A 7,630-nucleotide genomic window follows, 5' to 3' on the forward strand; every position below is an offset into this window, starting at 1 on the left:
CACGCAGCTCGGAGCTGCCCTGGGCACGTCGTCTCGTGCCGGAGGAGGGGTGCATCATGTGGACGGTTCTCCTCTTCGGCGCCGTCGCATCGAGCGCCCTGATCATCGGGGCGGCCATCGGCGTCAGGTTCAAACTCCCGAAGCGGCTGCTGGCCATGCTTCTCGCCTTTGCGGCGGGCGCGCTGATCACGGCATTGAGCTTCGAATTGTTCCAGGACTCCTACGAGCGTGGCGGTATATGGATAGCGGCCATCGGCCTGTTCGTCGGAGCCATCGTCTTCACCGTTCTCAGCGCACTCCTGGACCGGTGGGCGCAAGCCGGCGCCCATGCGACACCCGCCGACGAGTACCGCGGCAGTGTCAAACTCGACACCGATGCCGCGGCATCCGACAGACCTGCGACCGCGGCATCCACTCGCGGGACCGCGGGGCTTGCGCTCTTGGCGGCGGCGACCCTGGACGGCGTTCCCGAGAGTCTCGCGCTGGGCATCTCGCTGACCGAGGGAACGGGCGGCCTGGCGCTGATGGCTGCGATCTTCGTCTCGAACCTGCCCGAGGCGCTCGTGGGTGCCGCGTCCATGCGCGAACAGGGCCGCTCAGCGGGCCAGATAATCGGCCTCTGGAGTGCGTGTGCCGCGCTGGTCACCATCGCGGTGGTTGTCGGCGGCGCATTCCTCACGGGCAGCGACCCGGCTCTCGTCTCGCTGCCTCTCGCCTTCGCAGCGGGTGCTGTCATCGCGGCGCTGGCTGACACGATCATGCCCGAAGCGTTCGAGAACGGCGGCCCTGCAGTCGCCCTCAGTACCGCAGCCGGATTCGTCCTGTCCTTCGTGCTCTCCCTGGCGTGACGCGAGCATTCGTGGCGCCGGACCCTGCTCCGGTGCGTAGCATGCGCGGCGTGACCGACGGCGAGCGCTAGCTAGCGCCCGCGCTGGCCAGCGCCGCGCCGGCCGCGAGCGTCTGCAATTTCGCGTACACGATGTCTGGATCCACCGCCCCGAATCCCGCGAACGTCGAGAACCCGCAATCAGTTCCGGCGATCACTCGCTCCCTGCCCACGATGGCGGTGAAGCGCTCGATGCGCTCGGCGACCACGCGCGGGTGCTCCACGAAGTTGGTGGTCGAATCGATCACGCCAGGAATCAGGATCTTGTCGTCGGGGATCGACGTGGACATGTCGACGAAGTAGTTCCAGTCATGCTGATGGCGGGGGTTGGCGGTCTCGAACAGCAGACCGGCGGGCTTGGCCCGCATCAGAGTCGGCAGGATCACACCCATCTCGACATCTCGAGTGTGCGGGCCCTCATAGTTTCCCCAACACACGTGCATTCGCACGCGATCAGCGGGCACGTTGCGCAGCGCGTGGTTGAGCACCTCGACGTGGCGGCCGATGAGCCGAAGGTATTCCTCATCGCTGCGGTCCTTGTACATCATGTGACGCCCGAGCCCGAGGTCGGGGCTGTCGATCTGCAGCAACACCCCCGCGCCGATGATCGCCTCATACTCGGGCCGCATCGCCTCCGCCAGGGCCTCGAGGTAGCTGTCCTCGTCCGGGTAGTACTCGTTGGGCTGGAACAGTGCGATCACACCCGGCGATGCGGCGTTCATGAATGCTCCGCCCGGACGGTGCGCGGCAACGGCTGCTTCGAGGTGTGCGAGGTCGTCCTCCAGCGGTGCAAGCGTCTTGGACGCGACGGCGCCGACGCAGCGAGGGCGCCGATAGGTGGGCGTGCCGCCGCCTTTGGCTTGGCGCGCGAGGAACGCCGGGAACTCTTCGAGATCGGCCGGCGGCGTTCGCGGGCTGTCGCCCTCGAAACCGGTCACACGATCCTTGATGTAGGTCGCGTAGGAGATCTTGGACATCTCCCCATCGGAGACGAGATCGATGCCCGCCGCGACCTGACGCGCGACGACCGCATCTACCGCCGCCAGCATGACGTCGGCCAATACAGACGGATCGACCGGCTCCTCACGCTCCCGCGCGAAAACCAGGTCGGTCACTTCGGCTGATCGCGGCAGCGACCCGACGTGCGTCGTGAGAATGCGCTCCATTGAAACTCCGGATCCATGGTGAGCGGACAGAGCAGGTCGCGCGTCGCGCCGTTCGTCGCTAACGGCAGGATAGGCCTTGAGCCCCCTCCCGCCGCACTTCACGCCGCCGAAACGATAGAGGTCACCGCGACCGCCGGCGAACGAGCCAGACGACGTCGCGCCCGAAAGACTCCACGAGCAGCACCAACACGAGGAGGGCCGTGAGGATGTCGGCCCACGTCGGCATGAGGCCCGACGCGACGAGTGTGAGGCCGATGCCGGCGACGGCGGTGACCACCTTCCGCCAGTACCTGGGCGGGAGGGTGGCCGCCATCCACGGCAGCACCCACGCGGCGCCGACGAAGGCGTAGCGGAGGGCGCCGATGAGAAGGACCCACCAGCCCAGGTTCTGCGCGACGTACGCGCTCAGGACCAGGAGCAGAAATGCGTCCACCTCCATGTCGAATCGGGCGCCGAGTTCGGTCGTGGTCTGCGTGCGCCGGGCGATCCAGCCGTCGGCAGCATCCAGAGCAAGCGCGGGAACGGTCAAACAGAGAAGGAGCGGAACCGAGATCGGGGCGCTGAAGGATGTCGCCACCAACGCCGTGATGAGCCCCACCAGCGTGGAACGCACTTCCGTCGCCGCGTTGGCCGGACCGAAGTGCGCTGTTTCGCGTCGGCGCAACCCACTGGTGAGGAACGCGTTCGAACAGACAAGGTAGAGCACACCGGCGCCCCACCCGGCGACCGAGAGCGTGCTGAACCAGCCGATCGCGGCCAGTCCGAACACGCCGAACGCCACCGACCAGAGCGGAGCAACGTGAACCTTTTGCACAGTGCGTCTCGTTCTTTGTTCATGAGTACCACTCATGACACGTGCCCGGAGCGCCGAAAGGTTCAAAATCGGAGCGCGGAGTGGTGAGCCCGGCGACGGCGTTCTGGGTGGAGAGCCCGCGGGTGGGTGCGCTTCGTACACATGACCTCGCGGATCCCGCACCCGGTGAGGTACGCGTGCGCACCGCCTACACGGGCATCAGCCGCGGGACCGAGTCCGTGGTCTTCCGCGGCGAGGTTCCTTCGGGCGAGTACGAGCGGATGCGGGCGCCATTCCAAGAGGGCGACTTTCCCGGACCGCTCAAGTACGGGTATCTGAACGTCGGGACCGTCGAAAGCGGCCCTCCCGGACTGCTCGACCGCACCGTGTTCACGCTGTTCCCGCATCAGTCGGCGTTCGTCGTTCCCGAGTCCGCTGTACATGTGGTCCCTGACGGCATCCCCGCTCGCCGGGCCGTGCTCGCCGGGGCCGTCGAGACGGCGGTGAACGTGCTGTGGGATGCCGCGCCATTCGTCGGCGATCGCATCACCGTGGTCGGGGCGGGGATGATCGGCTGCGCCGTCGCGCGTCTCGCCCGCGGGATCCCCGGCGTCGAGGTGAACGTCGTGGACGTGGATCGCTCGAAGGCGGCCGTCTGCCGGCAGCTCGATCTGCCGTACGCGCACCCCGACGACGCACCCCGCGACCGGGACATCATCGTGGACGCGAGCGCGTCCGAGGGTGGTCTTCGATTCGCCCTCGAAGCGACTGCCACGGAAGGCGAGATCGTCGTCGCGAGCTGGTTCGGAAACCGCCCGGTCACTCTCCACCTCGGTGAGGACTTCCACGCGCGGCGCCTCACGATCCGCTCGAGCCAGGTGGGCATGGTCGCACCCCGTCGACGCGGCAGCCGAAGCACTGCAGACCGGCTAGAACTCGCGCTCGACCTGCTGCAGGATGCCGCTTTCGACGCACTCCTCAGCCACAACTCGTCGTGGCGAGAGCTGCCCGACGTGTTGGCAGCCATCGCCGACGGGTCGTCGCCCGGCCTGTGTCACACCATCGACTGGAGGGATGCCGAATGACCTACTCCGTCACCGTGCGGGATCACATGATGATCGCGCACAGCTTCACCGGTGAGATCTTCGGCCCCGCGCAGCGCCTGCACGGAGCGACCTTTGTCGTCGACGCGACCTTCCGGGCGGCGGCGCTCGACGCCGACGGGGTGGTGGTCGACATCGGCCGCGCATCCGAGGTCCTGGGCGGCATCCTGTCGGCGCTGTCGTATCGCAACCTCGACGACGAGCCGGAATTCGCGGGAGTGAACACGACGACCGAGCGCCTCTGCAGCGTGATCGCCGAGCGCCTGGTGGCAGCGGCGCGAGACGGCAGGCTCGGGAAGGGCGGCTCGCAGCTGAGCGGGATCACAGCGACCCTGCACGAGTCGCACATCGCCTGGGCATCGTTCGAGGTCGACCTGTGACCCGCCCATCGGAGTCCCGCGTGAACTTCGTGGTGCCGGAGGGCATCGACGATCCCGCGCGGGCGAGCGGCGGCAACGTGTTCGACCAGCGCGTGCGGGACGAATTGGCGTCCCTCGGGTGGGAGGTGCGGATGCTGCCCGTGGCTCCGGACGCGGGGGGCGCGCTCTCCAGCCTGCCTCGCGGGGCTCTCGTGCTCGTCGATGGGCTGGTCGCCGGTCGGTCCCCCGCAGCGATCGAAGCGGGCGCCGATCGACTGCGCATCGTCGTGCTCGCGCACATGGTGTCATCGGCATTCCCCGACGCCGACCGGCACCTGGTCGATGGCGAGCGTCGAGCGCTTCGAAGCGCGCGACGCGTGATCGCGACGAGCGAATGGACGCGCGCGGAGCTGACCGCGAGCGACGAGCTTCCGGCGGACCGGATCACGGTCGCGGTCCCCGGTTCGGACGATGCGCCGGTCGCGAGTGGGACGCCGGATGGCGGGGCGTTCCTCTGCGTCGGCGTCGTCGCTCCGCACAAGGGGCAGGACATCCTGATCGAGGCGCTGGCAGCGCTCGGCCGCGACAGCACGTGGACCTGCGCGATCGTCGGCGGGCTCGATGCCTTTCCGGAGTACACGGCACGGGTGAGGGCGCTCGCGGCAGACGCCGACGTGGCCGAACGGATCATGCTTACAGGCGCGCTCGGATCGGGTGAGCTCGACAGCGCCTACCGGAACGCCGATCTCGTCGTTGCGCCGTCCCGGGTGGAGAGCTACGGCATGGCTATCGCGGACGCGCTGCGGCGCGGCATCCCCGTCGTCGCGAGCAACGTGGGCGGCATCCCGCAGACCGTCGCTGGTCGGGCAGCCATTCTGGTTCCACCGGGTGAGCCGGCGCCTTTGACCGATGCGCTCGGGCGATGGATCACCGACACGGGTCTTCGCGAGAGGCTGACCGCGGATGCGCGCCGAGGCAGGGCCGATCTCCCCCGCTGGAGCGACACCGCCGCCCGCATCGCCGAGACGCTGGCGGCTGTGCGATGAGCAACCTCATTCCCGTTTCCGTGCAGTGGCTCGCGCTGCGCGAAGACGCAGACGCGCGATCCCGATCGCGAGCGCTCGCCTCGCGCGCAGCCCATGGCATGCGGGCACCGCTCGTCGTCCACGACCTCGGCAGCGGGACCGGGTCGATGATGCACTGGCTGGCCGCCCTCCTGCCAGCACCGCAGACGTGGGTGCTTCACGACTGGAACCCCGACCTGCTCGGCCACGCGGCCGAACGGGCAGCAGTCGACTCCACGGGTCGACACGTCGCCGTCACGACCAGCGTCAAGGACGTGGCCCATCTGCGCAACGGAGATCTCACCGGAGCATCCCTGGTCACGATGTCGGCTTTGCTCGACGTGCTCAGCCGCGACGAGATCGAGGCCGTCGTCCGGGCTTGCGTCGCGGCGGGCGCGCCCGTGCTTTTCACGCTGAGCGTCACGGGGCGGGTGTCGTTCGATCCTGTCGATCCCGGCGACCGCGTCTTCGAGTCCGCCTTCAACGACCATCAGCGACGCGCAGCCGACGGTCGCCGGCTTCTCGGACCGGATGCCGGCGCCACCGCGATCGGTCTGTTCGAGTCCGCCGGCTGGGCGGTCGAGGTCGCGGAGACCCCGTGGCTGCTCGATGCGGCCGACCGTCCGCTCCTGGACGAGTGGCTGGAGGGATGGGTCGCCGCGGCGGTCGAGGAGCGCCCGGCGCTGGAGGAGTGGGGAGACGAATACTTCCGGAGGCGAGCGGCCCAGCTCGCGAACGGCACGCTGAAGGTCGTCATCGATCACCAGGACTTCCTCGCGTGGCCGCCATGACGACGACGGTCGGCCCGCAGCCGGCACATCGGACTTTCGGTACGCCGCGCACGCGGGCGATCGCACGCTCTTCGGTGGGCGCCGGCATACTCATCGCGATCCTCCTCGAGGTCGGCGCCGGGCCGTTCCTGCAGGGCATCATGTCGGTGACCCCCGCTGCGGCCGGAGCAGCGCTCCTGCTCGGGGCGGCGACCACGGCAGCCGCGGCGTGGCGATGGCGGGTGCTCGCCGGGCGACTCGGCCTGACGCTCGGCCCGGGTGCATCCGTGTCGTCGTACTACCGGTCGCAGTTCCTGAATGCCGTGCTCCCCGGAGGCGTTGTCGGCGACATCCATCGTGCTGTTTCGCACGGGCGAAGCGTGGGCCAGGTCGCTCAAGCCTCACGCGCGGTTGTCGCGGAACGCACGGCAGGTAACGCCGTGCAGCTGGTCTTGGCCGGAGTGGTCCTGGTGTCGCTCGGCTCGTCGGCCTACGCTCCCGCTGTGGGCATCCTGCTCCTCGCGGTCACCGTCGCCGGCGTCGGACTCGTCGTCGCGGCAAGAATGACCGCGCATGCGCGTGCGGCGATCGCCCGCGAGCTGGTTGCGCTCCGATACGCGTTCGGCAACGTCGGGATCATCGTCAGGGTGCTCGTCGCGTCCACGATCGTCGTCGCCGGTCTCGTGGCGATGTTCCTCGTCGCGTGCTACACGGTGGGCGTCGACGCCTCCCCGGAACGCCTGATCGCCGTGGCCCTGTTCGCCGTCGTCGCCGGGTCCATTCCGCTGAACATCGGCGGCTGGGGGCCGCGTGAGGGCGCGGCGGCCTGGGCGTTCGCGGCGAGTGGTCTCGGCACCGCCGCGGGAATCGCGGCGTCGACGGCGTTCGGGGTGCTCGCGATGATCGCCGTCGCACCGGGCGCGGCGGTGGTTGCGGCATCCGCTCTTCGCCGCCGTCGCGGCGCCCTGCAGGGCAAGGAGGCGTCCTCGTGAACCGGCCATACGTGACCCTCAGCTGCGCCATGTCGATCGATGGCTACCTCGACAGCGCAGCACCACGCAAGCTCGCGATGTCGAACGCGGCGGATTTCGACCGCGTCGACCAGTTGCGGGCCGAGAGCGACGCCATCATGGTCGGCGCGTCTACCGTTCGACGGGACTGTCCGCGGCTGATGGTGCGCGCGGACGAGCGGCGCTCGCGCCGCCTCTCCGCAGGCAAGCCGAGCACGCCGATCAAGGTGACGGTGACGGCGAGTGGCGACCTGCCGCAGGACTCGGCGTTCTTCGCGGAAGGGGATGTCGAGAAGATCGTCTACTGTCCGCGCGCCGACGTGGAGCGCATCCGAACCACGCTCGGCGACGTCGCCACCGTGGTGGGGCTCGGGGCGGCGGTGACGATGGCGGACATCCTGACCGACCTCGCGGGGCGGGGGGTCACCCGCATGCTGGTGGAGGGAGGCGGCAGGCTGCACACGCAGTTCCTCGTCGAG

At 69.1% G+C, this 7,630-nt stretch carries 9 protein-coding genes; 7 read left to right on the forward strand and 2 right to left on the reverse strand.

What is annotated here, in order from left to right; translation table 11 throughout:
• Nucleotides 1–56: 56 nt before the first annotated feature.
• The gene (locus VFX99_RS09900; protein ID WP_329666138.1) at nt 57–848 is read left to right on the forward strand and encodes a zinc permease; all 792 of its coding nucleotides are present in this window, start codon (nt 57–59) and stop codon (nt 846–848) included.
• Nucleotides 849–915: 67 nt separating this feature from the next.
• On the opposite strand, the gene VFX99_RS09905 is transcribed toward VFX99_RS09900, so the two are convergent.
• Nucleotides 916–2,052, reverse strand: coding sequence for a cobalamin-independent methionine synthase II family protein (locus VFX99_RS09905; protein WP_329666130.1), 1,137 nt, complete (start codon nt 2,050–2,052; stop codon nt 916–918).
• A gap of 121 nt (nt 2,053–2,173) precedes the next feature.
• Nucleotides 2,174–2,866 (reverse strand): CDP-alcohol phosphatidyltransferase family protein, encoded by a 693-nt coding sequence (locus VFX99_RS09910; protein ID WP_329666131.1) that lies wholly within the window; start codon nt 2,864–2,866, stop codon nt 2,174–2,176.
• 80 nt (nt 2,867–2,946) lie between these two features.
• On the opposite strand from VFX99_RS09910, the gene VFX99_RS09915 reads away from it, so the two are divergent.
• The 6 genes from VFX99_RS09915 to VFX99_RS09940 form a co-directional block, all read left to right on the forward strand.
• Nucleotides 2,947–3,930 (forward strand): zinc-binding alcohol dehydrogenase, encoded by a 984-nt coding sequence (locus VFX99_RS09915; protein ID WP_329666132.1) that lies wholly within the window; start codon nt 2,947–2,949, stop codon nt 3,928–3,930.
• Nucleotides 3,927–4,328 carry a 6-carboxytetrahydropterin synthase gene (locus VFX99_RS09920; RefSeq protein ID WP_329666133.1) on the forward strand — a complete coding sequence of 134 codons (402 nt, stop codon included), beginning with the start codon at nt 3,927–3,929 and terminating at the stop codon, nt 4,326–4,328. The genes VFX99_RS09915 and VFX99_RS09920 overlap by 4 nt, the downstream gene beginning before the upstream one ends.
• A complete protein-coding gene (locus tag VFX99_RS09925) occupies nt 4,325–5,353 on the forward strand; it encodes a glycosyltransferase family 4 protein (RefSeq protein ID WP_329666134.1) in 1,029 nt (342 codons plus the stop codon). The genes VFX99_RS09920 and VFX99_RS09925 overlap by 4 nt, the downstream gene beginning before the upstream one ends.
• On the forward strand, nt 5,350–6,162 hold the full coding sequence (locus VFX99_RS09930) for a class I SAM-dependent methyltransferase (RefSeq protein ID WP_329666135.1): 813 nt from the start codon (nt 5,350–5,352) through the stop codon (nt 6,160–6,162). Before VFX99_RS09925 ends, VFX99_RS09930 begins: the two co-directional genes overlap by 4 nt.
• Nucleotides 6,159–7,133 (forward strand): lysylphosphatidylglycerol synthase transmembrane domain-containing protein, encoded by a 975-nt coding sequence (locus tag VFX99_RS09935; protein WP_329666136.1) that lies wholly within the window; start codon nt 6,159–6,161, stop codon nt 7,131–7,133. Before VFX99_RS09930 ends, VFX99_RS09935 begins: the two co-directional genes overlap by 4 nt.
• Nucleotides 7,130–7,630, forward strand: a 501-nt coding sequence (locus VFX99_RS09940) for a RibD family protein (protein ID WP_329666137.1), incomplete at its 3' end; no start/stop codon positions are given. The genes VFX99_RS09935 and VFX99_RS09940, both read left to right, overlap by 4 nt.

The organism is Microbacterium sp. (assembly GCF_036277215.1).
Classification (GTDB): domain Bacteria; phylum Actinomycetota; class Actinomycetes; order Actinomycetales; family Microbacteriaceae; genus Microbacterium.

Excerpts from the sequence above, each read along its gene's own strand:
- VFX99_RS09935 (WP_329666136.1), top strand. The coding sequence starts at position 6,159 with ATGACGACGACGGTCGGCCCGCAGCCGGCACATCGGACTTTCGGTACG.
- VFX99_RS09930 (WP_329666135.1), top strand. The coding sequence starts at position 5,350 with ATGAGCAACCTCATTCCCGTTTCCGTGCAGTGGCTCGCGCTGCGCGAA.
- VFX99_RS09920 (WP_329666133.1), top strand. The coding sequence starts at position 3,927 with ATGACCTACTCCGTCACCGTGCGGGATCACATGATGATCGCGCACAGC.
- VFX99_RS09905 (WP_329666130.1), bottom strand. The coding sequence starts at position 2,052 with ATGGAGCGCATTCTCACGACGCACGTCGGGTCGCTGCCGCGATCAGCC.
- VFX99_RS09900 (WP_329666138.1), top strand. The coding sequence starts at position 57 with ATGTGGACGGTTCTCCTCTTCGGCGCCGTCGCATCGAGCGCCCTGATC.